The 26,658-nt window shown below is 66.9% G+C and carries 23 protein-coding genes; 8 read left to right on the forward strand and 15 right to left on the reverse strand.

All coding sequences use genetic code 11. The features are described from left to right. Positions 1 to 14: 14 nt before the first annotated feature. From NN4_RS19410 to rpsF, 5 genes are all read right to left on the reverse strand, one after another. Positions 15 to 3,110: a replicative DNA helicase gene (locus NN4_RS19410; protein WP_147133101.1), complete on the reverse strand. Its 3,096-nt coding sequence runs from the start codon at positions 3,108 to 3,110 to the stop codon at positions 15 to 17. A gap of 643 nt (positions 3,111 to 3,753) precedes the next feature. After that, a complete protein-coding gene (gene rplI, locus NN4_RS19415; RefSeq protein WP_107653392.1) occupies positions 3,754 to 4,206 on the reverse strand; it encodes a 50S ribosomal protein L9 in 453 nt (150 codons plus the stop codon). 17 nt (positions 4,207 to 4,223) lie between these two features. Beyond that, a complete protein-coding gene (rpsR, locus tag NN4_RS19420; protein WP_014989074.1) occupies positions 4,224 to 4,475 on the reverse strand; it encodes a 30S ribosomal protein S18 in 252 nt (83 codons plus the stop codon). Between the two features lie 59 nt (positions 4,476 to 4,534). After that, on the reverse strand, positions 4,535 to 5,077 hold the full coding sequence (locus NN4_RS19425) for a single-stranded DNA-binding protein (RefSeq protein WP_107653390.1): 543 nt from the start codon (positions 5,075 to 5,077) through the stop codon (positions 4,535 to 4,537). 88 nt (positions 5,078 to 5,165) lie between these two features. After that, complete coding sequence (rpsF, locus tag NN4_RS19430; RefSeq protein ID WP_014989072.1) at positions 5,166 to 5,453, reverse strand: 30S ribosomal protein S6; 288 nt, start codon at positions 5,451 to 5,453, stop codon at positions 5,166 to 5,168. Positions 5,454 to 5,753: 300 nt separating this feature from the next. Between rpsF and NN4_RS19440 the strand changes: the two genes are divergently transcribed. Further along, positions 5,754 to 7,139 carry a glycosyltransferase family 87 protein gene (locus NN4_RS19440; protein WP_147133104.1) on the forward strand — a complete coding sequence of 462 codons (1,386 nt, stop codon included), beginning with the start codon at positions 5,754 to 5,756 and terminating at the stop codon, positions 7,137 to 7,139. A gap of 18 nt (positions 7,140 to 7,157) precedes the next feature. Here NN4_RS19440 and wrbA read toward each other — a convergent pair whose 3' ends face one another. Further along, the gene (wrbA, locus tag NN4_RS19445) at positions 7,158 to 7,769 is read right to left on the reverse strand and encodes an NAD(P)H:quinone oxidoreductase (RefSeq protein WP_147133182.1); all 612 of its coding nucleotides are present in this window, start codon (positions 7,767 to 7,769) and stop codon (positions 7,158 to 7,160) included. 258 nt (positions 7,770 to 8,027) lie between these two features. On the opposite strand from wrbA, the gene NN4_RS19450 reads away from it, so the two are divergent. Next, on the forward strand, positions 8,028 to 11,747 hold the full coding sequence (locus NN4_RS19450) for an ATP-binding protein (RefSeq protein ID WP_147133107.1): 3,720 nt from the start codon (positions 8,028 to 8,030) through the stop codon (positions 11,745 to 11,747). Positions 11,748 to 11,776: 29 nt separating this feature from the next. Here NN4_RS19450 and NN4_RS19455 read toward each other — a convergent pair whose 3' ends face one another. From NN4_RS19455 to NN4_RS19470, 4 genes are all read right to left on the reverse strand, one after another. Beyond that, positions 11,777 to 12,493 (reverse strand): alpha/beta fold hydrolase, encoded by a 717-nt coding sequence (locus tag NN4_RS19455; protein ID WP_147133110.1) that lies wholly within the window; start codon positions 12,491 to 12,493, stop codon positions 11,777 to 11,779. Between the two features lie 138 nt (positions 12,494 to 12,631). Further along, a complete protein-coding gene (locus tag NN4_RS19460; RefSeq protein ID WP_147133113.1) occupies positions 12,632 to 13,255 on the reverse strand; it encodes a TerD family protein in 624 nt (207 codons plus the stop codon). A 90-nt stretch (positions 13,256 to 13,345) separates the two neighbouring features. Then, positions 13,346 to 14,446, reverse strand: a complete 1,101-nt coding sequence (locus tag NN4_RS19465; protein ID WP_147133115.1) for a DUF475 domain-containing protein — start codon at positions 14,444 to 14,446, stop codon at positions 13,346 to 13,348. A gap of 209 nt (positions 14,447 to 14,655) precedes the next feature. Further along, on the reverse strand, positions 14,656 to 15,231 hold the full coding sequence (locus NN4_RS19470) for a TerD family protein (RefSeq protein ID WP_107653385.1): 576 nt from the start codon (positions 15,229 to 15,231) through the stop codon (positions 14,656 to 14,658). 145 nt (positions 15,232 to 15,376) lie between these two features. Here NN4_RS19470 and NN4_RS19475 point away from each other — a divergent pair, with 145 nt between their 5' ends. From NN4_RS19475 to NN4_RS19495, 5 genes are read left to right on the forward strand one after another with little or no spacing between them, the layout of a single operon-like run. Further along, on the forward strand, positions 15,377 to 16,594 hold the full coding sequence (locus tag NN4_RS19475) for a hypothetical protein (RefSeq protein ID WP_147133118.1): 1,218 nt from the start codon (positions 15,377 to 15,379) through the stop codon (positions 16,592 to 16,594). Positions 16,595 to 16,607: 13 nt separating this feature from the next. After that, complete coding sequence (locus NN4_RS19480; RefSeq protein WP_186818509.1) at positions 16,608 to 17,822, forward strand: HpcH/HpaI aldolase/citrate lyase family protein; 1,215 nt, start codon at positions 16,608 to 16,610, stop codon at positions 17,820 to 17,822. Beyond that, entirely contained in the window at positions 17,819 to 20,320 is a 2,502-nt protein-coding gene (locus tag NN4_RS19485; RefSeq protein WP_147133121.1) for a phosphoribosyltransferase, read from the forward strand. Before NN4_RS19480 ends, NN4_RS19485 begins: the two co-directional genes overlap by 4 nt. Then, positions 20,317 to 21,162 (forward strand): HAD family hydrolase, encoded by an 846-nt coding sequence (locus NN4_RS19490; RefSeq protein ID WP_147133124.1) that lies wholly within the window; start codon positions 20,317 to 20,319, stop codon positions 21,160 to 21,162. Before NN4_RS19485 ends, NN4_RS19490 begins: the two co-directional genes overlap by 4 nt. Before the next feature lie 52 nt (positions 21,163 to 21,214). Continuing rightward, entirely contained in the window at positions 21,215 to 22,123 is a 909-nt protein-coding gene (locus NN4_RS19495; RefSeq protein ID WP_147133127.1) for an NAD-dependent epimerase/dehydratase family protein, read from the forward strand. A gap of 11 nt (positions 22,124 to 22,134) precedes the next feature. Here NN4_RS19495 and NN4_RS19500 read toward each other — a convergent pair whose 3' ends face one another. From NN4_RS19500 to NN4_RS19520, 5 genes are all read right to left on the reverse strand, one after another. Next, a complete protein-coding gene (locus NN4_RS19500; RefSeq protein WP_186818510.1) occupies positions 22,135 to 22,719 on the reverse strand; it encodes a DUF1453 domain-containing protein in 585 nt (194 codons plus the stop codon). Between the two features lie 109 nt (positions 22,720 to 22,828). After that, a complete protein-coding gene (locus tag NN4_RS19505) occupies positions 22,829 to 23,713 on the reverse strand; it encodes an SGNH/GDSL hydrolase family protein (RefSeq protein WP_186818511.1) in 885 nt (294 codons plus the stop codon). A 112-nt stretch (positions 23,714 to 23,825) separates the two neighbouring features. Further along, the gene (locus tag NN4_RS19510) at positions 23,826 to 24,590 is read right to left on the reverse strand and encodes an AIM24 family protein (protein ID WP_135234044.1); all 765 of its coding nucleotides are present in this window, start codon (positions 24,588 to 24,590) and stop codon (positions 23,826 to 23,828) included. A gap of 2 nt (positions 24,591 to 24,592) precedes the next feature. Further along, positions 24,593 to 25,297, reverse strand: a complete 705-nt coding sequence (locus NN4_RS19515) for an AIM24 family protein (protein WP_147133133.1) — start codon at positions 25,295 to 25,297, stop codon at positions 24,593 to 24,595. Between the two features lie 10 nt (positions 25,298 to 25,307). Next, positions 25,308 to 25,931, reverse strand: a complete 624-nt coding sequence (locus NN4_RS19520; protein ID WP_107653378.1) for an AIM24 family protein — start codon at positions 25,929 to 25,931, stop codon at positions 25,308 to 25,310. Between the two features lie 184 nt (positions 25,932 to 26,115). Between NN4_RS19520 and NN4_RS19525 the strand changes: the two genes are divergently transcribed. Beyond that, the coding region (locus tag NN4_RS19525) for a TerD family protein (protein ID WP_147133136.1) at positions 26,116 to 26,658 on the forward strand (543 nt) is incomplete at its 3' end.

The raw sequence follows: 26,658 nt of genomic DNA on the forward strand, positions 1-26,658 counted from the left end.
CAGCCCGACGCGCCCTAACCGCGCGCCATATCCACGAACCGACTCAAATGCAGCTGGTGCGCAACGGTAATGGTGGCGGTCGGACCGTTACGGTGCTTGCCGACAATGAGGTCGGCTTCGCCACCGCGTGGGTCGTCGCGTTCGAAGGCGTCGGGGCGGTGCAGCAGGATGACCATATCCGCGTCCTGCTCGAGGCTGTTGTGCACTGAAACACCTTGGGCGACAAAGTTATGGGTGCCGGGAACTGTGCCGTCGTAGACGTCCTGCTCGCCGAGGCTGGTGATCTCGACGACCTTGTCCCAGAAGACGTCGTTGGTGGCGAACATCTCGATTTCGGCGTCATCGAGGACCGCCGCGACCCGGGCGAGGCGCGACCGGCTGGGGGAGCACTTCCACATGGTCGAGCCGCAGAAGCGCGAGCCCATTGCCGCCGAGAACTCGCGGTGCGTCATGTGGTTGGTGGCCAGCAGGCTCCGAACCTTGGTCCACACTTCCCGGGGCACGGTGTCGACGTTGGTGTTGCGCACCATCGGTTCCAGCTCGACCAGTGCCGCCTCCGCCGCCTTCCCGCGAGCGCCGTGTACTCCGACATCGCGCAGGAAAATCGTCTGGTCGTCCGAACCGTCGATCAGGAGGTGCCAGCACGGGCGGTAGTTGCCCTTGCGGACCTGCTTGATACGTCCGTGCACACCGAGGCGAAGCAGCAGCTGCGCTACATCGTCGATGAGGCGGCGGCTGGTCGATGCGTAGTAGACGCGAGCTTGATGGCCTTTGGCGTCCCAGCGCACCGAGCCGTCCGTTGCCCAGAGGTGACGGAGGAACAGCGCGACCTGATCGTTGGGGAGCGCGAAAATGGGCTGCGGAACGAACTTTTCATAGCTGCGCAACCCGAAAAGGCCGAGTTCGTCGAGCCATGCCGCGATGGGATTGCGTTTGCCATGGGTGAGACGTTCGGGGGCGCGCAAACGCAGAGTTGTTACGCGGGCGGCGGCGTAGTCGTCACGCGCGGCGGTGACACCGAAATGAGTTGCCGCTTCGGTGACAGCCGCGAGATTTTCCTCGTCGACGCTGGCGTAGCGGATCGGCTGGCGTTTGACGCAGGATCCATCACCGATCATGTGCGCCAACAGGATTACCTCGGCATCCGCCATCCGGGTCGTCTGCACCGGCTCGGGGACGACGCGTGGCGTAGCCAGACGATCATCGATGGCCAACTTCTCCAGTGGAATCCAGCCGTCGACGGTCAGGAAGGGATGGTTGCCGGTGGCTTCGACCTCACGCCCGGAGGCGAGACGCAGTCGGAACACCTCCTTGCGCCCGCTGGGAAATACCTTGACCATCGGGCGCGCGACCATCCGCATGCGCTCGTCCAACGACCACACCAACGGTTGCTCCCCGCTGGTGAGAAGCTCGCCCAGCGTGGTTTCCCCACCGGTGTCGGCACGGAGGATGCGGGTAGACGCGGGCAGGCAGCCCGACTCGCGAAGGTCGGACACCATGGGGCGCTTGTCGGTTCGCTGTTCAGGACCGCGGTTCAGCTGGCTGATCGCGACCACCGGAACCTCGAGTTCCTTGGCGAGCAGTTTCAGATTTCGCGAGAAATCCGAGACTTCCTGCTGCCGGGATTCGACCTTTTTACCGGAGGTCATCAGCTGGAGGTAGTCCACCACAACGAGTTTCAGATCGTGGCGTTGTTTCAGGCGCCGCGCCTTCGCCCGAATTTCCATCATGGTGAGGTTCGGTGAATCGTCGACGAACAGCGGAGCTTCACTGATCTCACTCATCCGGCGGGCCAGTTTGGTCCAGTCGTCGTCGCTCATACGGCCCGAGCGCATGTCGCCGAGCTTGATTTTCGCTTCCGCCGACAGCAGACGCATCACGATTTCCGTGCGGCTCATCTCCAGCGAGAAGATGACGCTCGGCAGGCCGTGCTTGATCGAGCAGCTGCGCATGAAGTCCATGCCGAGGGTGGAGTTGTGCGTCGGCACCATCGTCTGCCCGGCGAGATAAAGGTGGTCGCCGTTGTCGACCTCCACGCAGCGCACAGGAACCGTGTCGATCTTGCGGACGTCCACGATCTGCCGGGATCCGGAGCGCGCGGTGCCGGGCACTGCGTGGTTCAGACTGTCATCCGCCGAACGAAGAGTGTGGACGATGTCGCCGGTTGTCCGTACCGCGGGCCGGAACCCATGGGAGCGGGCGACGGTAAGCCACTGATGCTCCTCGTCCGCGACAAGCACGGTCCCGTCGGAGAACTCGACCTCGTAGCACGGGCGGTCGGTGAGGATGTCGGTGGCGGCTACGACGCGGGTGGGGTGTCCGTTGGCGTCGAGGAGTTCGTCGCCGACGCGGACTTCACCCATGGTGGTCCAGCCGGTGGGGGTCGGGAGGGGGGTGTCGAGGGCTAGGGCCTTACCGACACCGGGTCGAGCCGCGACGATGACCATCTGTCCGGGGTGCAGACCGTTGGTCAGTTCGTCGAGTTCGGTGAAACCGGTGGGGACGCCGAGGGAGATGCCGCCGCGGCTGGCGATGGAGTCGATCTCGTCCATCGTGGGCTGCAGGAGCTCCTCGAGGGGGAGGAAGTCTTCGGTGGTGCGGCGTTCGGTGACCTCGTAGACCTCGGCCTGGGCGCGGTCGACGACCTCGGCGATGTCCTGGCCGTCGGCGCCGGCGTAGCCGTATTGGACGATGCGGGTGCCGGCCTCGACGAGGCGGCGCAGGATGGCTTTTTCGGCGACGATCTCGGCGTAGAAGCTGGCGTTGGCCGCGGTGGGGACGGTCTGGGTGAGCGTGACGAGGTAGGGGGGCCCGCCGATGCGCTTGAGTTCGCCGCGGCGGTCCAGGCCTGCCGAGACGGTCACCGGGTCGGCGGGTTCGCCGCGACCGTAGAGGTCGAGGATGGTGTCGTAGATGAGCTGGTGGGCAGGGCGGTAGAAGTCGCCGGGCCGCATGACCTCGATGACGTCGGCGATCGCGTCCTTGCTCAGCAGCATGCCGCCGAGCACGGACTGCTCGGCCGCCATGTCGTGCGGTGGCTGGCGCCCGAAGTCCTCACCGGGGGGCTCGGGCGGGAAGTTCGCGTGCCCGCGGTCATCGACGACTGCCATGAGACTCGACCGTCCTCTCTCTACCCACCGGGGCCCACGCTATTGATGATCGTTCTACTCTCGGTGCTCCGACACGCTGCCGCAGCGCAGCGGCTGAGGACCGAGACCACCTGCGGGTTCCAGCTACCGTTGCGGTATCCACGATTTCCGGACGTGCGGGCCGTTCGTGCACGACGTAGCGACGAACTTAGGCGACCCGAAGGGTGGTCGCCAAACGCCACTGTGCACACACCTGTGGATAACTTGGGGACTGTTCACCTAACTGTGTGCACCCCCTGTGTACTACTTGGGGAAAACCCAGGTCACCCCGCGAAAACCCGCAGATAGATATCGATTTACCGATCTATCCACGTGTGGATGAATAAAGTCGCGGCGTGTCGGCCAAGTTGAACAGCCGGGCGTGTTGGGTTAACAGCACGGGTGACGGCTATGAGCTGAATCACATTGCCACCGGTCGGTTTCCTGAGTATCCACAGGCCTGCGCGTGGGAACCCTGTGACCAGCGTCGATCTGCCGAAAATGTTCCGTATGGCAGTGCCCGGTAATGAGCAAACAGCTAGTTATTCAGAAGAGTGGCCAGCGTCGCACAACCGAAGACCACCCCCGTGCCGAACACGGGAGTGGTCTTCGATGTGGTGCTATATCAGCTGGCAGCGACCGTCAGGTCGAACTTGGCCACCACGTCCGGGTGCAGGTGCACCACGACGCCGTGCTTGCCGGTCGACTTGATGTGCGACTTCGGCAGCTCGATGCTGCGCTTGTCGACCACGGGCCCACCGGCCGCCTTGATGGCCGAGGCGACATCCGCCTGGGTCACCGAGCCGAACAGCTTGCCCGTGCCCGCCGTCTTCACCGACAGCGAGACCGACTCGAGGTTCTCGATGGCCTGCTTCAGTTCGTTGGCGTGATCCAGGTCGCGCACCTTACGGGCGTCCTGCGCCCGGCGGATGCCCGCGACCTGCTTCTCGGCGCCACGGCTGGCCACGATCGCCAGTCCGCGCGGCAGCAGGAAATTGCGGCCGTAGCCGTCCTTGACCTCGACGGTGTCGCCGGGCGCACCGAGGTTGTCCACGTCAGCAGTCAGAATCAACTTCATTTGCGTGCCTCCCTTACTCAGCGAGCCGTCGACACGTAAGGAAGCAGCGCCACCTCACGCGAGTTCTTGACGGCAACCGCGATGTCACGCTGGTGCTGCACGCAGTTGCCGGTGACGCGGCGGGCGCGGATCTTGCCGCGATCGCTGACGTACTTACGCAGCAGCGCCGTGTCCTTGTAGTCGATGTTGACGATTCCGGACTTGGCTTCTTTGCAGAATGCGCAGGCCTTCTTCTTGAGCACCTTTTCGCGCGCTGGCGCTTTAGGCATGGTCTTTTACTCCGTAATCAGTGATGGTCCACGCGAGGTAGACCTATGAGTTGCCGTTATCAGAACGGCGGTTCGTCATCTACGCGGCCGCCGCCCCCGAAGGAGCCTGCCGCGGGCGCACTGCCCCAAGGATCGTCCTCGGCACCGCCGGAACGTCCACCGCCACCACCGGCCGGGGCGGAGTTACCGCCGCCACCGGAGCCACCGGATCCGAAGCCACCGCCGCCACCGCCGCCGCGACTGGTCTTGTTGACCTTCGCGGTGGCGTACTTCAGCGAGGGGCCGACTTCGTCGACCTCGAGCTCGACGACGGTGCGCTTCTCACCCTGAGCAGTTTCGTAGGAGCGCTGCTTCAGTCGCCCGCTCACGATGACTCGGGAACCCCGGGTCAGGCTTTCGGCGACATTTTCCGCAGCCTCGCGCCAGATATTGCAACGCAGGAAAAGCGCTTCGCCGTCTTTCCATTCGTTCGAATTACGGTCGAACATCCGGGGAGTCGACGCGACGGTGAAATTGGCCACCGCCGCTCCCGCGGGCGTGAATCGAAGCTCCGGGTCGGCCGTCAAGTTTCCGATGACGGTGATGACTGTGTCGCCTGCCATGTGGTTCCTCCTGCTCGGTGTGCAGTCCGCGTCTCGCTGTTGCGTCGTAGCCTAGAGACAGGCACCGACGCAATCGAGGGTTGCGGGACTACTTGTCGTGGCGCAGAACCTTGGTGCGCAGCACCGACTCGTTCAGGCCGAGCTGGCGATCGAGTTCGCTCACGGTCGCGGGCTCCGCGGTCAGATCGACCACCGCGTAGATGCCCTCGGCCTGCTTGGCGATCTCGTAGGCAAGCCTGCGGCGGCCCCAGATATCGACCTTGTCGACCTTGCCGCCCTCGGTACGAACCACGTTGAGCATCGTCTCGAGAGACGGACCAACGGTGCGCTCGTCCAGACTGGGATCGAGAATAACCATCACTTCGTAATGACGCACGGACCAATCACCTCCTGTGGACTAGGAAACGGCCACGGGCTCTCCGTGGCAGGAGGGTCGTTGCGTCAGCAACCCGACAAGGCTACATGAACGCCCTTTGACCTCCGAAACTCCCCCGCCTCTCCGCGACTTCTGCCGGTCGTGGGTGCGTCCGGGCTGCCGTCGCGGGCCGTCGGTCACGAGCGGGTCGGGTCCTGGGCGTGCCCGACGAGTTACCCATCTGCGTACGAAATCAGCTGTCGCGTCCGTATCTGCGGGGGATACAGACGAGGCCGGGTCGTGCCACTTAGGGTGGTGCTCATGCCGACCGGACTCGCCATCAGCGACCTGATCGCGCGCCGCGTGACCCGTCGCACGGCGCTCGCGGCGGTGCTGCTCGTGTTGTGCGGGCTCACCCTGGCGCTCGGGTATGCGAACAAGGCGCGGTGTGCGGGAGCGCCGTTCACCGCCGACGGTCGCAGCACGGTATTCGATGTCACCAAGGATTCGGATGTCTGCTACTCCGATATCCAGTTCCTCTGGCTCGGCCGCGATATCAACGAGCACGTCTTTCCCTATGTGCACGGTGGCATCACCGACGACGGCACGCTGGTCGGCGGGGCGGTCGAGTATCCGGTGCTCAGCGGCGCGCTGATGTGGCTGGGTGCGCTCGGCGCGGACAACGATGCCGAGTTCCTGCGGCACTCCGCGCTGTTGCTGGCGCCGTTCGCGCTGCTGACCGCCTGGATGCTGGCCCGGCTCGCCGGGCCCGCCGCGCTGCTGTGGGCGGCGGGACCGCCGCTGGTGCTCTACGCCTTCCACAATTGGGAACTCCCGGTGGTGTGCACGGCGGTCGCCGCGGTGTACGTGGTCGCGACGTGGACCCGATATTCGTTGCGCACCAGGGGCGTGGTGGCTGCGGTGCTGCTGGGTCTCGGGTTCTGTTTGAAGCTGTACCCAGGGATTTTCGTGCTGCCGCTGCTGGCCTACGTGCTCACCGGTGGTGTCGAACGCGACCGCGAGGACACCGGCCTGGACGTGCGCGGCGCGCTGCTGACGGCGGGCGCGGCGATCGGCACGGTGATCGCGGTGAACCTGCCGTTCGCGCTGGCCGGGTACGAGGGGTGGCGGGCCTCGATCACCTTCCAGCAGTTGCGGCAGGCCGACATCACCACGAATTCCATCTGGTACTGGGGACTTCGGCCGCTGTTCGGGCCGGATACGCAGAGCGAGGCAGTGTTCCAGCAGGTGGTGTCTATCGCTTCACCGACCCTGGTGCTCACGGCGTTCGCACTCGCCATGTGGCTCGGCTGGAAGCGATACCTCGCCACGAAGGTGTTCCCGTGGGTCGGCGTGAGCGGTGCGATGCTGTGCGGATTCCTGTTGTTCCACAAGGTGCATTCGCCGCAGTACACGTTGTGGCTGGTGCCGTTCCTGGTGCTGCTCGAGGTGCCGTGGGCGGCGATCGCGGCCTACTTCGTCGCTGACGCCGCCCTCGGGATCGGCGTTTTCCGGTACTTCTACGCGCTGGGTTCCGGCCTGCCCTGGGAAAATATGGAGAAGGTCGTGCAGTTCGGGGTGTGGGGCAGGGCGGTGCTGCTGGTCGCGCTGTTCTTTCTGTTTCTGCGGGCCCGGCCGCGCGGTTTCCGGCCGGTGCCGCCGCCGGTGCCGCGGTTCGCGCCCGGCGCGCTGATCTCGGTCGGCTAGCCGCTCGGCCAGTTCGCGCTACCCCTGCGCGAACCCGCGTTGCAGCGCGGCGGCGATCTCTATCGCGCGGACGGTCTGGAATTCGATGGCGGCCAACTCGATTTCGCCGGGAGGTATCTGCCCGTTGTTCGAAACATGGCTCGCCCCATAGGGATTGCCGGAGCGGAACTGCACCGGGTCGGCGTAGCCGGGCGGCACGATGATCGAACCCCAGTGGTAGAAGGTGTTGTTCATGGCCAGGATGGTCGATTCCTGACCGCCGTGCGCGGTGCCGGTGGCGGTGAACGCGGAGGCGACCTTGTTCACCAGACCGCCCTGTTTCCACAGGCCGCCCGCGGTGTCGATGAACTGCTTCAGCTGGGCGGCGGGCAAGCCGAAGCGGGTCGGGCTGCCGAACAGGATCACCTCGGCCCAGTCCAGGTCGGCGATCTGCGCCTCCGGGACGTGCCCGGTGGCCGCGTGATTGGCCGACCACAGCGGGTTGGCGGCGATCGCCTGCGCCGGTGCCAGCTCACCCACTTTGCGTAGCCGGACCTCGGCGCCAGACTTTTCGGCGGCCGCCGCGGCAGCCGCCGCGAGCCGGTACACGCTGCCGGTTGCCGAGTAATAGATGATCGCGACCTTGACCACGGTGTGCACGGTTGTCTCGTCTCCCTGTTTCGCGCTGCGAGGTGCGTCACTGCCTACCTCGGCGGACAGCGTGCCGGGCGCTGCTGAACGGTTGCTCGAGACCTGCCGAACGCCCAGCTCAGCGACCGGTCCCGACCGTGTCGACAGCCGGCGAACGCAGTGGTCACCGCCCCTGCGGTGCGCATGCTTTCCGTGTTCACGGGACGCCGGTCCGCTTACCCTGGTCGGGCCAGGTCGGAGTGAGGCGGTGGAGAACGGATGGATCAGGCGGTCGCGGGCTCGCCGCCCGCGGTGCGGTTGACGCTGCTCAACGGGGTGGAAGCGCACCGCGGCGAGCAGATCCTGCCGCTCGGCCCGCCACAGCGCCGGACCGTGCTGTGCGTACTGGCCTTCCGGCGTCGGCAATGGGTGTCGGCGTCGAGCCTGCTCGCCGCGCTGTACGACGGAGTGCCACCGGCCAGCGGGGTCGGCGTGATCCAGACGTATGTGTCCGCGCTGCGCCGAGCACTCGAGCCGGACCGTAAACCACGCACGCCACCGGTGCTGCTGCTGTCCGGTCACGGCGGATATCAGCTGCGGATCGAGGACGAGCAGACCGATCTCGGCGTGTTCGACCGGTTGGTCGGGGAGGCGGGCCGCGCCCGCGAAGCCGGCGATTTGGCGCGTGCCGAAGACCGCTATGCGCAGGCCCTCGCCCTGTACTCCGGTGAACCGCTCGCCGGACTGCCCGGCCCGTTCGCGCAACGCCAACGCACGGCACTGGCGGAGCGGCGGCTCGCCGTGGTGGAGGACAGCCTCGATGTCACTGTGGCACTGGGCCGTTCCGATGAGGTGATCGATCGGCTGCGCGTCCTCACGGCGGAACACCCACTGCGGGAACGTCCACGCGTGGTGCTGATGCGCGCGCTGTACTCGCGCGGGCGTCAGTCCGAGGCGCTGGACGTCTACCGGGAGACGCGTAACTTGCTGGTGGATCAGCTGGGCGTCGAACCGGGGGAGGAACTTCGCGCCCTGCATAAACAGATCCTGTCCGGCGAAGTAGTGGTAAACCGGGCGCCGCAACGACCGCACGATGAGAGGCAACCGAGCCCGGTCGCCGAACCGCGTGCGAGCGAGAAGACTGCTGACTCGACTGCCGTTGTAGCGCAACGTCTTAAGCGACAGACTGTGTCTGATGGTGTGCCCGCTCGGGCCGCTGATAGTTCGGAAGATGCCGCCGCGCAACTTCTTTCGGACACCGCCTGGGTCAGGGAATCGGCACCGCTCCCACCAGGCGCTGAACATCGCCTCGCCATGGTGTCCGCGCTGTGGCCGGCACCAGCATCGCCACCGACGGCGACACCGACGCCGCCTGCCCCGGTACCGGCTTTCGTTGCATCGCCAGCTCCGCTGGCAGCGGAGACAACGCAAGCACCAGTACCGCCAGCGACACCATCACCAGCGACACCACCATCGGCACCTGTCCTGGCACCGGTACCGCAACCCGATTCCGCAGCACCGCTGGTGTTCGAACGCGACCAGGAGTTGACACGGATCGCGGCGTGGACCGAGCGGGCCGCCGCGGGTGGCGGTGGGTTGGTGGTGATTTCGGGGCGGCCGGGGTTCGGGAAGACACAGCTGCTCGACGAGTTGGCGCGGCGGGTGCCTGATGCACGGCGGGTGGACCTGCCGCCGCCGTGGGAGGGTGCGCCGCCGCTGGGGGCGATCACGGAGCTGTCCGGTGTCGAAGTGTCGGCGCTGGACTCCGATGCTCAGCTGGTGGAAGCGTTGCATGCCAAGCTGATTCAGGACTCGTCGGCGGATCTGCACGTGGTGCTGGTGGATGGTGCGGAGCACCTGGACGAGCGTTCCGCGCGGGTGTTGACGGCGGTGGCACCACGGCTACGCCGGATGCGTGTGCTACTCGTGCTGGCGTTGGACGAACGTCCCTGGGAGCCGGCGATTCTCGATCTGCATGCACAGCTGGAACCGCTCGCCGTCGCGATCTTGCGGCCGAGTGGACTCAGCGTCGCCGCGATCGAGGGCCTGTACGAGCGGCGAACCGGGGCGGTGTGCCCGCCGGGCCTGGCCGCGGATATTCAGCAGGTGACGGCGGATATCCCGCTGCTGGCCGGTGCGTTGATCACCGACCTGGTCGCACTGCGCGACCACGACCGCATCCCGGAATATCTACCGGAGGGCTGCTATTCGCGCTCGATCAGCCGACTGCTCGGCCGATACTCCCCGCGTGGGGTCGCCATGCTGCGCGCCCTCGCCGTGCTGGCGGATGTGGCGCCGACCATCGAGGTGCTCGCTGCCGCCTGTGACGAACCGGTCAGCGTGATCGAGCACCGCTGCGAATTACTCGCCGCCTCAGGAATTTTGACTTCGGTGAAGCCACCGGTCTTCCGTCATCCCTTGATCGGCAACACGATCCGCTGGCTCGGCCGCCGCGAGGACGCGGACCGGATCCGGATCGCCGCCGCCGAACAGGCGCGCAGCGCAGGCTACTCGGCCAGGCAGGTCGCCGCCTACCTTCGTGATCTGGTCGGCGTGCAGTACGCGCGGTGGACGGTGGTACTGCTGGACGCGGCGGAGGAATGCTTGCGGCACGGCCTGATCGTCGACGCCGTGCGCCAGTTGGCGGCGGCGTTGCGCATCACCGCGCCGGCGGGTCGCGACGACATCCTCGTTCGCCTCGGCCAGTTGGAGTTGTGGACCAACCCGGCCGCGGCCCGCGCGCACCTGGAGGAGGCGCTGCACAGTCAGCGTGCGCGTGAGGTCGCGCCGACCGCGCTCATTCCGCTGGCTTGGACGATGTCGACGCGCTGGCAGTCGGACGCGGCGATGGCGCTGGTCGACGAGGTGCTCGCCGAGACCGAAAGTCGAGACCCATTGGCGGCCAAGAGTATTCGATCCGCGTCCTGGTCGGTCGCCGGATTGACCTCGGCGTCTTGGCGCAATTACATCGCCGCACTGCGCGGCACCGATTCGACCGATCAGATCACCACGGCGATACTCACCTGGGACGACGCCTTCCGCGTGCGGCACACCGCGCGCGAAACCCTCGCCCGCTTTCCCGCCGAACCCGATCCGGCCCGCGGCTGGGAGGTGTTGCCGCAGCAGCTGATCGGCCTGCTGGCGCACCTGTCCATGTGGTCCGGCGACCTCGCGCTGGCCAGGCAACTCAGCGAACAGCGCAAGGACCATCACTTCGGCACCATCGACGTCTACCGTCTCATCCTGCATTCGGAAGTGTTGTTGCGCTGCGGTGACTACCGCCGGGTGCTGCGCGAGGTCGCGCCGACCGTCGGCACGCTGGGCGACGAGTCGATTCGGCCGCCGCTGGCACTGGTCGCCCAGTACGCACACGCTCTGCTCGGGCTGGGCCGCCTGACCGAGGCCGAGCAGTGGCTCGACAGCGTGACCGAGCATGCCAACCCCGAAACCTGGGAGTGGACCGTGGTCATTCACGTCAAGGGTCTGCTGTGTGCCGCCCGCGGCGATTCCCGCCAGGCGATCGCGCATTTCTTGGACTGCGGCCGCCGTGTCGGTGCGGTGGGCATCCGCAACCCGGCCCACATCCCGTGGCGCAGTTCCGCGGCCATGGAACTGGTGCGCCTCGGCGACCGCGCGCAGGCCCGCGAACTGGCCGCCGCGGAACTCGAGCTGGCCGAACAGTGGGATACCCCCGGCACCATCGGAAGGGCCTTGCGCGCCATGGCTTCCGCCGCACCGGGCGGCGTGGACGCGGACCTGCTCGACCGGGCCGTCGGCCTGCTGCGCCGCTACGACTCGCCGGTCGAGCTGATCCCGGCGCTGCTGGAACTCGCCGCGGTCCGGCACGACAGCGGCGACCAGGAGCGGGCCGTCGAACTGCGCTGGGAGGCTCGATCCCATGCCGAAACCATCGGCGCGACAAGGTATCTCGAACTCATCGGCGATCTGCTCGGCGCGACGGCGAGCGTCCCGTCAGCCGGCAGTCTGCCCACCGGCTGACGCAGGCCGGGATGTCGGGTGGTCCGCCCTTACCGACCGGCGGCCCGCGCGATCAGCTCGGCGATGGCATCCGGCTGAGTGATCATCGCGGCGTGCCCGGTGGCCAGCGAAACGATGTGATCCTCGGTCGCCACCTGGTAGGCCATCTTGGTCTCCAGGTCCGGGTGGATCATCGCGTCCAGCTCCGAGATCTGGTACCAGGTGTTGTCCCGCAGCGTCTGCCACGCGGGCGTCGCGGTGCCCGAACCGGCAAGCGACAGCACCGAAGTGGGCTTCTGGGTGGCGGCGAGCAGCGCGGCCTCGCGCGGATCGGCGTCGGCGGCGAAGTCGGCGTGGTAGCGGTCGCGGGCGATGATCAGGTCCGGGACGTCCTCGGCGCCGATGTTCACCAGGTCCGCGCCGCTGGGCAGGTCCTGGCCGAATTCCTGGTTGATCTGGAAGGCGGACTGGCCCGCGGTGGGGGCGTACGCGGCGACGAACACCAACCCGGTGACGTCGGCGCGACCGGCACCTGCCTGGCTGATCACGGCACCACCGTAGGAGTGGCCGACCAGGATCGTCGGACCGGTCAGCGCGTCCAGGTCGCGGGTGACGGCGGCGACGTCGTCGGCGAAGCCGCGCAGCGGCAGCTGGCTGGCGATCACGGTGCCGAAGCCCTTGTCGAGCAGGCGCTCGATCACCTTGTTCCAGCTGGACCCGTCGGCCCAGGCGCCGTGCACGAGCAGCACATTCGGGGTGGTGGTCATGGGTTTTCCTCCAGTTCACGTCGGAGCGCCGCGGTACCGGCGATCGATCTCCTACAGCATCTGGAGTCAACTGAACGTGGTCTGAATGTCCACCGAACGCACTGGTCACGCGGTCTATCCCGCGCGAAAGGGGGTGTTCTATTTACGGGCGCTGTGCCAGTTCATGCCCCAGCGGTAAGCCTCGTCAATCTCTTTCTGCGCACCGTTGATGTAGTGCACTTCACGGTGGACCGTGATGCCACTGCCCTGGTTCTGCAGCAGCGCGATGGCACAGGAACGGGCACCGTCCACCGGCGAGTCGAGCCGTACTTCGATCTGCGGGCCGGAAGTCGGGAAGAGGGTGACCACACCGTCGGCGGCGGCCCAGTTCGGCACACCCTCGTAGATGAAGGCGAAGATCAGAATGCGCCGGAACAGTGCGGGCCGAGCGAGATTGATGTGCATGTTCTCACCGCCGGTCGCGTTGCCGCTGCGGTCGTCACCGTCGAGCGCGATGAACGGCTCGGCGTCGAGCGCGCCGAAATTGTTGCCGACCGCCTGCACGACACCCTTGTTGCCGTTGGCCAGTTCGTAGAGGCAGCCGAGGTCGAGGTCGACCGGCTTGGACCTGCGGAAGAAACCCTTCGAACCGCTGGACCAGTTCAGGTTGACCCGCATGTTGCCTTGCTGCTCACCCGGTTTGGTGAGGTTGATGCTGGGTGTCGCCTTCGACAGGGTCACCTTGGACAGGTTGACCCCACCGGCGTTGCTGTCGTTCGCCATCGGCGTGATCCCCCTAGAGAAATGGGAGCGGCAGCGGTCCTCCCGAGGGAGTGGCCGCTGCCGCACGAGTATTCGGCTGCCTGCCGAAAATCAGCCTACCGGGGTCGGCTCTCGTTCGCTCTCCACTTCTTTGTCGTTGTCGCGGCGATTGCGCAGGATGCTGGAGATGAACGCGGCACCGATGAACGCGACACCGACCAGGCCGGTGACGAGCTCGTTGACGTGCACGCCGATCGAGACGAACAGGATGACCGCCAGCGCGCCGATCGCCCAGTGCGCGCCGTGCTCGAGGTACACGTACTCCGCCAGCGTGCCCTTGCGCACCAGGTAGACGGTGATCGACCGGACGAACATGGCGCCGATCAGACCGAGGCCGAGCGCGATGATGATCGGGTCGGCGGTGATGGCGAACGCGCCGATCACGCCGTCGAAGGAGAACGACGCGTCGAGCACCTCGAGGTAGAGGAACAGGAAGAACCCGGCCTTACCCGTGGCCTTGACCAGCTCCGACGGTCCGTCACCGGTGTGCTCCTCGGTGTGGAACATCGAGCCGAGCCCGTCCACCACGATGTAGACCACCATGCCGAGCAGGCCTGCGAGCAGCACGGTCGAGCGCTTGTCGTCGGGGGTGAGCAGTTCCGCGGTGAGCACCAGGCCGATGGACGCGACGACCACCGAGAGCATGTCGAGCTTGCCGAATCGGGCCAGCGGGCGCTCCAGCCAGGACAGCCAGGTGATCTCCCGCTCTTCGAAGATGAAGTTGAGGAACAGCAGCAGCAGGAACATGCCGCCGAACGCGGCGATCTGCGGGTGCGCGTCGGTGAGCAGCGTTTCATAGCTCGGGTCGCCGTTCGGGAAGTACGCCGCGTCGCCCTCGGGGGGACTCAGCGCCAGGTCGAACGCCTTCACCGGGTTCAGCCCCGCGGTGATCCAGACGATGGCCAGCGGGAAGACCAGGCGCATGCCGAACACGGCGATCAGGATGCCGACGGTAAGGAAGATCCGTTGCCAGAACTCGCTCATCCGCTGTAGCACCGTCGCATTGATGACGGCGTTGTCGAAGGACAGTGATACTTCGAGGATGCCGAGGATCAAGACCAGCGCCAAGGCCGTCGGTCCGTTGTACAGGAACGCGACGACGAGCGACAGCACTGTCACGATGATCGACATGCCGAAAATGCGCACGACCACGCGGGGACCTTTCGTTTGCGTCGACCGGACGATTAGCTGTCCGAGCGCTTGTTTGATGAAACCGATTCGGCGCCGCTGATACCAGCGTGGCCGGAGAACCCTTGCTTGTCCAACGATGCTGCACACCGCAGGGTTCCCGCGCACCCGGATGCCCGGGCGCACAAGCAGGGGGCCCGTCACCGGGCCCCCTGCTTACTGTGAAGTGTGCGTTAGACGTTCACGCCGTAGTCACGGGCGATACCGGCGAGGCCGGCCGCGTAGCCCTGACCGATGGCACGGAACTTCCACTCCGCACCGTTGCGGTACAGCTCGCCGAAGACCATCGCGGTCTCGGTGGAGGCGTCCTCGGTGAGGTCGTAGCGTGCCAGCTCTTCGTTGTTGCTGCGGTCGACAACGCGAATGTAGGCGTTGCGCACCTGACCGAACGACTGCTGCCGCGTCTCGGCGTCGTAGATCGACACCGGGAAGAAGATGCTCTCGATGGTCGGCGGCGTGTTGGCCAGGTCGACGTTGATGACCTCGTCGTCGCCCTCGCCCTCACCGGTCTTGTTGTCGCCGGCGTGCTCGATGGCGCCTTCCGGCGACTTCAGGTTGTTGAAGAACACGAAGTGCTGGTCCGAGAGGACCTTCTTGTCCGCGCCGGTCGCGATCGCGCTGGCGTCGAGGTCGAAGTCAACCCCGGTGGTGGTCCGTACGTCCCACCCTAGGCCGACTGCGACGGCGGTCAGGTTAGGCGCCGCCTTGGTCAGCGAGACATTGCCGCCCTTGGACAAACTGACACCCATGCGGGATTCCCTTTCAATAGTCCGTCATTGGTTCCCAGCATGTCCGAATCGCCGGGTACGCCTTACGACAGTAGTAGGTTTCCGCGAACTTGCGTAGGAACCCGCAGAACCCTCGGTGAACACGAGAGATCTCTAAGATCGGGGCGTGGCGGGTCGTAGGCGTGGTTGGTTCCGTTCGTCCGGGAACAACGAATGGATCGAGCAGGCGCGAGCCTCGCTCGCGTCCGCGTTCCTCGACATGGACCAGCGTCAGAGCGCGGCCGAGGCTGCGGTGCACGCGGCCGAGGAGGTGTTCCCGGACCGCCGAATGGCCGCGGCCTGGGAGCCGGTGCGCGGCCGTTGCTACGACGCGGCGGGGGCGTACGTGGCGCTGACCGAGCAGCTCGACCAGGCCGAACGCGAAGGAACCCCGCAGGCGCAGGGCCCGCAGCAGACCGCGACGGTGACCAGGCAGCTGACCGACGCGGCCCGTGCCGTCGACGAGTTCTACCGCGGTCATCAGGCCCAGCTCGAGCAGGCCGTCGCCATCCTCGGCACGGTGCCGCAGCTCGCCCACCAGGTGAAGGTCACCGCGGCCGGCGTGCGCGGGCAGGCGGCCGAATCCGAGTACGCGAACTACCCCTCGGTGCGCGCACACACCGCGGCCGTCGATGAGGCTCTCATCACACTGGAAGCCCTGGGGCCGGGCGCGTCCGCCGCCGCGGTCCGCGAGGCCGCGAACCGGCTGGAGGCGGCGACCAAGAGGTTGACCGACGCGTTGGCGCAGGCGCCGACCCGGGCCACCGCCGCGAAGACCGCGATCTCCTCGGTCAGCACCAGGCTGGCCGCCGCCCGGACCAAGGCCGAGGGCCTGGCACCGGCGTACTCGAGCCTGCTGCGCGAATTCAACGCTGCGAGTTCGGCCGATTTAGCTGACAATGAGCGGGAAAGTCAGCGAGCCATCGACGCCGCGGAGGCCGCCCTGGGCCGGGCGCGCGCGGCAGCGGCGGAGCACAACCCGGAGATTGCACTTGATCTGACCACATCCGCCCGCGGGTATCTCACGGAGGCCGAGCAGCGGGTCGACGCCGTCATCAAACGGCTCGCCACGTTGCGTGAAGTACGGTCCGACCCGCAAGAGAAAGCCAAGGCCGTACGATTTCGGCTGCGGGACGCCCAAATGCTCGCGGTGAGTCGCGGGCTCGTCACCGAATGGGGCTCTGTGCTGGATGCGCAGGCCGCACGGATCGACCGGATCAGCGAAACACTGACAGGTAGGCACCCGAACTACTGGGCCTATGTGGTGGAGCTGGATACCATCACCGACTTCATAGCCGGGGTAGTGGATCGAATGAGAAAACAAGCAGGACCACGACGAGAATGAGGGTGGGAAAACGATGACCGCAGGCATCGCCGTCCAGCGGGAGGTTTCCCTGCGGAAGCGCATGCCGCTGCGGCATTTCCGGCAGCTGCACGGACCGGAGGCGCGCGATCTGTTCCACCGCGAGCCGGAGCCGTTCGGCGACGACTACACCGATCGGGAACTACTGGCCGTCGGCCTCGGCGCGACGCTGTACGCACCGGCCACCCGGCCGGACCTGGCACTGACCATCAGCAAACGCGCCGAACGCGGCGTGTGCTCGATGGTGATCGACCTGGAAGACGCGGTCGCCGATCACGAGGTCGAGCCGGCCAAACGGCAGACCGTGGACGCGCTGAACCTGTTGGCGGCCAACGGTGATTCGAACCCGCTGCTGTTCGTCCGGGTCCGCGACGCGGACACGATCGGCGAGATCGTCGAGCAGCTGGGTGCGGGCGCCTCGGTGCTGACCGGTTTCGTGTTTCCCAAGTTCGACAGCGCGACGGGGCCGAAATATCTCGCCGCGCTGGACGCCGCGATGCAGCGACTGGGCAGGCCCATCTACGGGATGCCGGTGCTCGAATCGGCGGGGCTGGTGCACCGGCAGACGCGCGATCAGGAGCTGACGCTGATCGCGGAGCTGCTGGCCGAACATCGGGAGCGGGTGCTCGCGGTGCGCGTCGGCGCGACCGACATGTGCTCGACGTTCGGCATTCGGCGCGACCGGGATCTGACGATCTACGACGTGCGGGTGGTCGCCGATGTGATCGCCGACATCGTGAACTACCTGGGCCGCGCGGACGGGACCGGTTTTGTGATCACCGGGCCGGTCTGGGAGTACTTCGCCGATCACGAGCGGATGTTCCGGCCGTTACTGCGCACCGCGCCGTTCGAGGAGTCCGACGCCGTGCCGTTCCGGCAGTACCTGGTGAGCCGGGACCTCGACGGCCTGCTGCGGGAGATCACGCTGGATCGGGCCAATGGGATCCAGGGCAAAACGGTGATCCATCCGTCGCATGTGGCGGCGGTGCACGCGCTGTCGGTGGTGACGCACGAGGAGTACTCCGACGCGCTGGACATTCTGCAGGTCGATGTCGGCGGCGTCGCGGCGTCGGGTTATCGGAACAAGATGAATGAAATGCGCCCGCACCGTAGTTGGGCGCGGCAGACGTTGTTGCGGGCGCGGGTTTTCGGTGTGGCGAATAAGGGAGTTTCGTTCGTGGATTTGTTGACGGCGTTGGTAACGGTATGACCGGCGCTGCGCTCGATGTTGTCGGAATTCCCTGGGCGACAAAAACTCTCGGTCTTCAGCTGCACCACGAAGAGTCGTACAGCGCGATCGATGCCGGGCAGGCCAGTGCGTTGCCCGCCGAGCTGGCGATCGCGGAACTGATTCAGCCCGGCCTGCGCCGCAATCCGCGGCGCGCGCATCTGCTGGTGTCCACCGTGCTCGGTAAGCATCTGCCGACCGACCCGCGAGTGGTGCTCGACGGCGGGAATCGGCTCGGTGACCTGGTGCGTGAGCTGCTCGGGGACCGCGAGGCGCTGGTGCTCGGCTTCGCCGAAACCGCAACGGGGCTCGGGCATTGCGTGGCGGCGCGGATCGGCGCGGTCGGTTATCTGCATTCGACGCGGCGCGACGTCGCCGAGGCGCAGACCCTCACCGGATTCGAGGAGGGGCACTCGCATGCCACCTCGCATCTGCTCCAACCCGTGCCCGCCGATATCTTCGTGAACGATCTTCCGTTGGTGCTGGTCGATGACGAAATCTCCACCGGCGCAACGGCGCTCGACGCGATTCGGGCGTTGCACGCCTTCTCGCCGCGCTCGCATTACCTGCTCGCCTCGCTGGTGGATATGCGCCTGGACGCCGATCGCATCGCCTTCGACAAGGCGGCCGCCGAGCTGGGCGTCAGCATCGAGACCGTCTGCCTGGCGTCGGGGCGCACCGTGCTGCCCGACGGTCTGGTGGACGCGGTCGCGGAGCTGCCGGGACCAGAACTGAATCCCATTGCCGCACAGCGTGGTTCGTTCGAACGGATTGAGCTGCCCTGGCCCGCTACGGTGCCCGAGGGTGGCAGGCACGGGATCCTGCGGGCGGACCTCGCCGCGTTCGACGCGGCCGTCGGGGCCGCGCACGAGGTGCTGCGGTCGCGGCTCGAGCTGACGTGCCCCGGACGGCCCGTGATCGTGCTCGCGCACGAGGAGCTGATGTATCTGCCGCTGCGGCTCGCGGCGGAGTTGGCCGATTCCGGCACGCCGACTCGCTACCAGACCACCACTCGGTCGCCGGCCTACGTGCTGGACGAGCCCGGATACCCGCTGCGTCGCGGATTCCGTTTCACCGCACCGGAATCGGGTCAGGAAGCGCCGCGCTACCTGTACAACGCGCACTGGACGGCGGAGTTCTCCGGTCGGCCCGGCGGTGCCGCGCCGGCCGAAACCGGTGATCCGGTGCTGGTCGTCGTCATCGACCCGCCCGCCGATACCGCCGCGCTGGTCGAGGACGGTGGGCTCGTCGATGCACTGACCGCCTCCGGCGCCGACGTACTTGTCGCGGTGATCCCCGGTGCCGATCCCCGTGCCTTGCATGCCGCGCGCGGTGGTGCCGCGGTGGCGCGCGCACTGCCTGAACCGCTGCACGGACCCGACTTCGGTTCGTATGCGGCCGAAGATGTTTCGTGGCTGTTGAAGGACCTGTCCGACGTCGACCTCGAAGCCGACGTGGCCGAACGGGAACGGCGCATCCAATCCGGTGTCGCGCACTACGCGGAGTCGCTGCCGATCGAGTACCAGCCCGACGCCGCCTACCGTTCGCTGTTCGACGAGGTGCTCGCCGACAGTGCCGAACGGCTGGCGCTGGCCGTGGCCACCGTCGCCGAACTCGTGGTGGCCGAACGTGGCGACGACATCGTGCTGGTGTCGCTGGCGCGGGCGGGCACACCGATCGGCATTCTCATGCGGCGCTGGTTGCGCTCCGGGCGGGCCGCCGGGAGCCTGAACGTGCCGCACTACGCGGTCTCCATCGTGCGGGATCGCGGTATCGATGCTGTCGCACTGGATTACCTTGCGCGCCATCATGATCCGGCTTCGATCGTGTTCGTGGACGGCTGGACCGGCAAGGGCGCCATCACGCGCGAGCTCACCGAGGCGCTCGACGCGTACCACGCGGCGGGCGGTGCGCGGTTCAACAATGAGCTCGCCGTGCTCGCCGACCCAGGGCATTGCGTCCGCACCTATGGCACGCGCGACGACTTCCTCATCGCGTCCGCCTGCCTGAATTCGACTGTGTCCGGCCTGGTTTCCCGCACGGTGCTGAACGACACGCTGATCGGGCCGGGCGAGTTCCACGGTGCCAAGTACTACCGCGAACTCGCGGACGACGACGTCTCGCAGCGCCTGCTCGATACGGTGACTGCCGCGTTCGATGTCGTCCGCGCTCGAGTGCCCGCGGCGGTCGCGGCAGTTCGGGACGGCGATCGTACGCCGACTTGGGCGGGCTGGGCCTCGGTCGAGCAGGTTCGCGCCGAATACGGCGTCGCCAGTGTGAATTTCGTGAAGCCCGGCGTCGGCGAGACCACCCGGGTGCTGCTGCGGCGGATGCCGTGGCTGGTGCTGGTGCGCGACGCCGAGGCGCCCGAACACGCGCACATTCGCTTGCTCGCCGCGGCCCGCGGCGTGCCGGTCGAGGTCGTGCCCGACCTGGCCTACTCGTGTATGGGACTGATCAAGGACGTGCAGCAGACATGATGGAGCTACGAAGACCCCGAAGACGCACGCTGGTCGCCACCGACCTGGACCGGACAATGATCTACTCGCGCAACGCCTTCAGCGCGACCGCCGACGTGCCGACTGTCTGCGTGGAACATCTCGAGGGTGCGCCGCTGTCGTTCATGACGACCGCCGCCGCGCTGCGCATGCAGACCCTCACCGAACCGGCCGCCGTCATCCCGACGACCACCCGCACCATCAAGCAGTTCACCCGCATCCAATTGCCCGGTGCCCCCTGGCGTTACGCCATCACCAGCAACGGCGGCAACATCCTCGTCGACGGTGTGCCGGACCTGCGCTGGCGCATCGACATCGACGCCAAGGTCCGTGCGGGCGGCGCGACACTTTCCGAGGTCACCGCCGAACTCCGGAACCGCATCGATGATTCGTGGGTCACCAAGTTCCGCGAGGCCGACGACCTCTTCTGCTACCTGGTCGTGCGCCCCAAGGAAGTCCCCGCCGGTTTCCTGGCCGAGTGGGACGCCTGGTGCCGGGCTCGTGGCTGGTCCGCCTCCCAGCAGGGCCGCAAGATCTACTCGATGCCCGATGTCGTCTGTAAGAGCCACGCCGTCGCCGAGGTCCGCCGCCGTCTGCTCGAATCCGGCGAACTCGCCACCGAGGCCGAAACTTTCGCCGCTGGCGACGGTGCCCTGGACGCCGAGATGCTGCGCGCCGCCGACTACGCCATCCGCCCACGGCACGGCGAACTCGAACACCTCAACTGGACCCACCCCAACCTCACCATCACCCGGGCCACCGGCATCCTCGCGGGCGAGGAGATCATCAACTGGTTCATCAAGGGCGCACCGTCGGCTGAGTAGCTCCGGTCGGCCCGGTGGCCGACCGCGCGCTTCGGCACCCGACAATGTGCGGGTGCGGGTATTGGTGACGGGTGCGAACGGCTACCTCGGCGGTGCCGTCGTCAAGCAACTGCGGGTCAGCGGGCACGAGGTGATCGGGCTGGTGCGTGGCGCGGGGACGCCGGGGGAGGGTCCGGTTCGGACCGCCGACCTGCTCGACCCGGAGGCCTTGGCCGTGGCTGTCCGCGACATCGATGTGGTGTGTCATCTGGCCGGGCTCACTCGCGTCCGCGAGTCCCTCGCCGATCCACTGCGCTACTTCGAGGTAAATGTCGGTGGCACGGTCGCGCTGCTGCGCGCGATGGCCGCGGCGCAGGTGGGCGGGCTGGTGTTCGCGTCCACCGCGTCGATCTACGGCACGCCGGACCGGCAGCCGATGTCGGAGGAACTGCCGGACCGTCCGCCACATCCGTACGCCGCAAGCAAGGCGGCCGTCGAATCGGTGATCGCCGCGCAGGCGGCGACCGGTCAACTCGCGGCAGTGGTCTTGCGGTTGTTCAATATCGCGGGCGGCGCCGACCCGGACCCGACCAGGATCGTGCCGCGCATCCTCGCCGTAGCGGCGGGCGACGAGCCTTGCCTGGCGATCAACGGTGATGGCACCGCGGTGCGCGACTACGTGCATATCGAGGACGCCGCAACAGCTTTCGCGGCGGCAGTCGCACACCTGCCCCAGCGCGGTGCGTGCCGCCGGTACAACATCGGCAGCGGCGGTGGCACCAGTGTCGCCGAACTCGTGGCCGAGGCCACCCGGCTGACCGGTCGGGCCATCGCTGTCGAGCATCGGCCTGCGGCGCAGGAGCCACCGCTGCTGGTCAGCGACAGCGGCCGGGCGTATCGCGAATTGGGTTGGCAAGCAACGAGATCCGACCTGACTACGATCTTGCGTGACGGATGGGCCGCCCAGCACGAGACGTCATGATCGGCGCGTGATCATCGCCTACGGTCGCGGAACTGCTCGAGCAAGTCGAGGCCGTCGCGCAGTGCTGTCGAGCGTTCGGTGCTCAGCCGCTGCCGCAGGATCTCCGTCTCGGACCTGGTTGCCGCGGTCTTCTTGTCCGGCGCGAACGGAATACCGGTCGCGAGCGCACGCAGTCCCAGCGTGCACATCTCACCGAGCATGCCGATACCGATCGACAGGGTGATGGGCTTGGCGTCGTGATGCATCCCCATGGTGCTGCCGAGGGCGTTGATGCCGAAACCCACCGCCGCCGAAGCCGCCCAGACGCCAAGGGTTTTCGCAGTGTAGCGCTGCCAGAGATGCCCGTTCCGCTCGAAGAGCACCGTCGTGGTGCCACGCACGGCACCGAACGCGATGCCCACCACGCCACCGATCACCAACCAGGTGATGTCGACGCCATTGAGCCCCTCGACTCTGGTGACGCTGTAAATCCCGACACCCACCAGGATCAACGGCGTCAGAAACGTGTCACGCGCGTCCACCGGTTCCCCCAGGAACCGCTTCACGATCAGCACGATCGCCCCCACGATGATGACGAGCAGCAGTCCCACACTCATGGCGCCTCCCAGCACGAAGTCCTGCCGGGAAACTAACCCTGCCCCGAGCGCCACCGAGTCCGCCGAACGGACGATCCGAAGGATGACTGAGGGTCGTTCGGCCGGGCCGTTACTTGCTGATCAGGCCTGCGATCTGCTCGGCGATGGCGGTCATGCCGTCGAGGTTGGGATGGTACGAGCTCATGACGGCGGCGAGATCCGGTGTGCGGGTAAAGGGATCGGCGAAACCGGTGACCCACGGCGCGGGTGTGCACGGTGTGTGGGTTTGGTCGACCTCGATGACGTCGGCGCCCGCCGAGCGAGCCGCGCGGGCGGTCGCGGCGAGCAGCCCGTCATAGCCTGCCCGCGCGGCGCTCGCCTGGTTCGGTTGCAGGGGTACGGCCGTGCATGCGGTGGCTTCGCGGTCGACGACGGGCAGATAGTCGACGAACAGCACGCGAGCATCGGGTGCCTTGGCGTGCACCGCGTCGGCGATACGCACCAGCGCCTGCTCGACGCGACCGTAATCCGTATCCATCGACGGCCCAGCGAGATCGCCGCCACCGAGCGCACACCCGCGGGTCGCCACATCGGCCGCCGCAGTGGGCAGCGAAAACGCCTGGACGGCAGCGTTACCGCAGCTCTGGGTGATCATGGTGCCGACGAGACGCAGGTCGTTGCCGCCGATGGTGACGGTGACCAGCCGGGTGTCGGCGGTCACCGCGTCGAGCTGCACCGGTACCGACCGCCCGTCCCGGAGTCGCTGCGGAGTATCCAGGATATGGGCCGTGGTCGCGCCCGAGCAGGTGACGTCGGTGAGCGCGAGCCCGAGCGCGTCGGCGAGCAGGCGCGGGTAGTTCTGCGCGGATCGGGCGCACCCGGTGTCGGCGACCGGCGCGATCCCCGGCCCGGCCGCGTAGGAGCTACCGAGCGCGACATACTGTGCGGCGGGTTGCGCCACGGCCACCGCGGGACCCAGGCCGGCGCTGGTGACAGCGGCAGCAGCGATTGCCAACGTACGGAGGAGCATCGAACGTCGCGCCACGGTATCGACCACCTTGTCCAGACGTCTGGCTGGCTTTGTCCGAACGTAGCGCAGTCCGGGACCCGCCGCGGCGCAAGGGTACTCAGTACCCCTGTTGCCCGCCCAACTGCTGAGCGATGACGCCCTGCAGACGTTGCAGTCCGGTGGGTGTGATGCCGCTCTGGATCTGGCCCTCGATGGTGCGGACCAGCATGGCGTCGCTGATCACCTTCTCGCTGGACTGGATGAGCACGGTGCCCGCACCGGTGAAATCGAATTGGCGTTCCTCGCCGGAGTTGACGCCGAACCGCGCGGCGCCCGCGGCTAGGAAGCTGGAGATCCAGCGCTGGTCGTAGTGGTGGCTGGGGGAGGGGCAATCGGCCCAGCCGACCAGGGATTCGGGGTCGACCCGCAGCGGCGGCTCGGCGAACATGACCGGGCCGTTGGAGGAGGCGAGGAACTTGCCGGTGCCGATGAGGGTGAGGAAGCCGGGCACGATGGACTGGTTCAGCGACAGCCCCGGCTCGAACGCCAGCAGGTTGGCGGCGCGGATGGTGAGGTTGCCGTTGTCCTCGAGGTCATAGGAATTGATGTCGTAGCCGCGGTCGCCGATGATCAGCTTCCCGTGCCCCTCGGCCACCACGTAGTCGCCGGTGAACAGCGGCGCCGAGAATTGCTGCGCCACCATGTGCATCAGCCCGCCCTGCAGGCCATGGGTGAGCATCTGGAATCGCATGTCGCCGTAGTAGGCGATCATCGCGCCCTTGCGCATGAACCACGGCTTGTTCAGGTCGATGCAGTAGGCGTAGCTGTTTCCCGGAATATTGTCGCTGTCACCGAGATTCATCGGATTCAAGATATCGGTCATGGTCACAACTTCTCTTCCGAGGCCTGCACGTACACGACACCCTGTCCGACACAATGCAATTGCATCGCCTCGCCGGAACCGCGACCCACCGCGTCGCGCCAGCTGAGCGCGGTCTTCAGCTCGGTCTGCACGTTTCCGTACGCGGCGACGAACGCCTGCGGGTCCACCACGATCGGATTCGGGCCGCCCACTTGCAGTTCCAGGAAGCCGCCGTGGGCCAGCAAGACGGCGGCACCCTGCCCGGACAGTTGCGTGGTGAACATGCCCTGGCCGGTCAGCGCCCCGGTCGCGGCGCCGCGCAGCGCACCCATCAGTCCGCCGCCGCCACCGCCCCCGCTGCCACCCGAACTCATCACCGAGACAATGGAACTCTGCAAACCCGCGGTATTGGCCAGCAATCGCGAAGCCTCGACCCGCAGCATCGCACCCGGCTGCATCTGAACCACATGGACTTCCAGTCCCGCGAACCCGTAATGCACCTCACCGGTGCCCTGCGCCAGCATGGTGCGCTCGTGCTCACCCGCCATCATGCGGCCTGCCATGCGCATCAACCCGCCGCCGCCACCCATCGCCTGGCCACCCGGAATCTGGTGCGGCGCAAAGGAAACATCACCCGTGTAGAACAGCATCGCGCCGGTGCGGGCGGCCACGCCACCCGCCATCCCGACGTTGACCTTGACGACCTTGCTGTTGACTTTCTCGAACATCCGCTCGCCCTTACCGTTCCGCCGGCTGGATCAACACCACGCCCTGGCCGTCCCAGCGCAGCGAGAACGCCTCGCCCGCATCCTGACCGACCACCGTGCGCCAGGAGACGTCGGTGACGAACGACTGATTGAGGTTGCCGCGCGCGGCGACGAACGCATCCGGGTCGACCACCAGCGGGTACTGCGGCGACACCTCGAGATGGATCAGCGGCCCGCCCGCCGACAGCAGCGCGACCTGCCCCTGCCCGGACACCGTCGTGGTGAACAGTCCCGCGCCGGTCGACGCGCCGCGCAGGCCGGCGAACCGCACGTCGGTGCGTAGATTCCCGGCGAAGGCGAGCAGCTGCTGCGACTCCACCTGCAGCGTCTCGTTGTTGAGGTTGACCACGGTGACGTGCTGGCCGTTCACGGCGAAGAAGACGCGGCCGTTGCCGGAGCACTCCATCAGCGCGAGTTTCTCGCCGGTGGCGCGGCGCTTGAGTCCGGCGAGCACGCCGTCGCCGCCGCCGAAACCGGCCGCCTTGAACTGCACGTTGCCTTCGTAGGCGATCATCGACCCGGATATCGCCCGTAGGCTCGTCCCGGCGAGGTGCGCCTCGATCACCTTCTTGGATTGTTCGAACAGTTGCGCCATGAGGGTGTTTTTGCTCGCTGTCTCGTTACGGGAACATGGAAAAACCCCACATTCCAACTGCGTGTCGACACATTAGCCGATGCCCCGGCAACTGTCGGGGTCAACGAGGGTGTTTACCGGAACCGTTGCCCGCGCCTTTCTCGTAGAGTGGCATTCGAACGCACCGACAAGCGAAGGGTCTAACTTGTCCGCAACACTCGCCAAGGGCCAAAACGGTCCGCTGGCCACGAACGACGTGGTGGTCTCCATCCAGCTCACGGCGCCGGCGGATCTTTCCGCACTATTGGTCACCGAGCAGGGCAAGGTCCGCTCCGACGCGGACTTCGTCTTCTTCAACCAGCCGAGCGGACCCGGGGTCAACCTGCAGCCCGCGCCCGCCGGGCAGCCCGCCTCGCTTGCCGTGTCGCTGAACTCGGTTCCCGCCGATATCGCGCAGATTCGCGCGGTGATCACACTGGACGACGCGAACAGCAACTTCGGGCAATTCCCCGCGCCGACCGCGATCGTGTCGGACGCGACGGGTAATCGGTTGTTCGAGTACCAGATCGAGGGCTTGAGCACCGAGTCGATCGTCATCGCGCTCGAGCTCTACCGCCGCCAGGGCAGCTGGAAGGTGCGCGCCGTCGGGCAGGGCTACGCGGGCGGTTTCGCCGCGCTGGTCACCGACCACGGCGTGACGGTCGACGATTCGTCGTCCCAGCAGCAGGCCGCGCCCGCACCGCAGGCC

Origin of the sequence: Nocardia ninae NBRC 108245, assembly GCF_007990755.1 — a bacterium.
GTDB classification, from domain to species: domain Bacteria; phylum Actinomycetota; class Actinomycetes; order Mycobacteriales; family Mycobacteriaceae; genus Nocardia; species Nocardia ninae.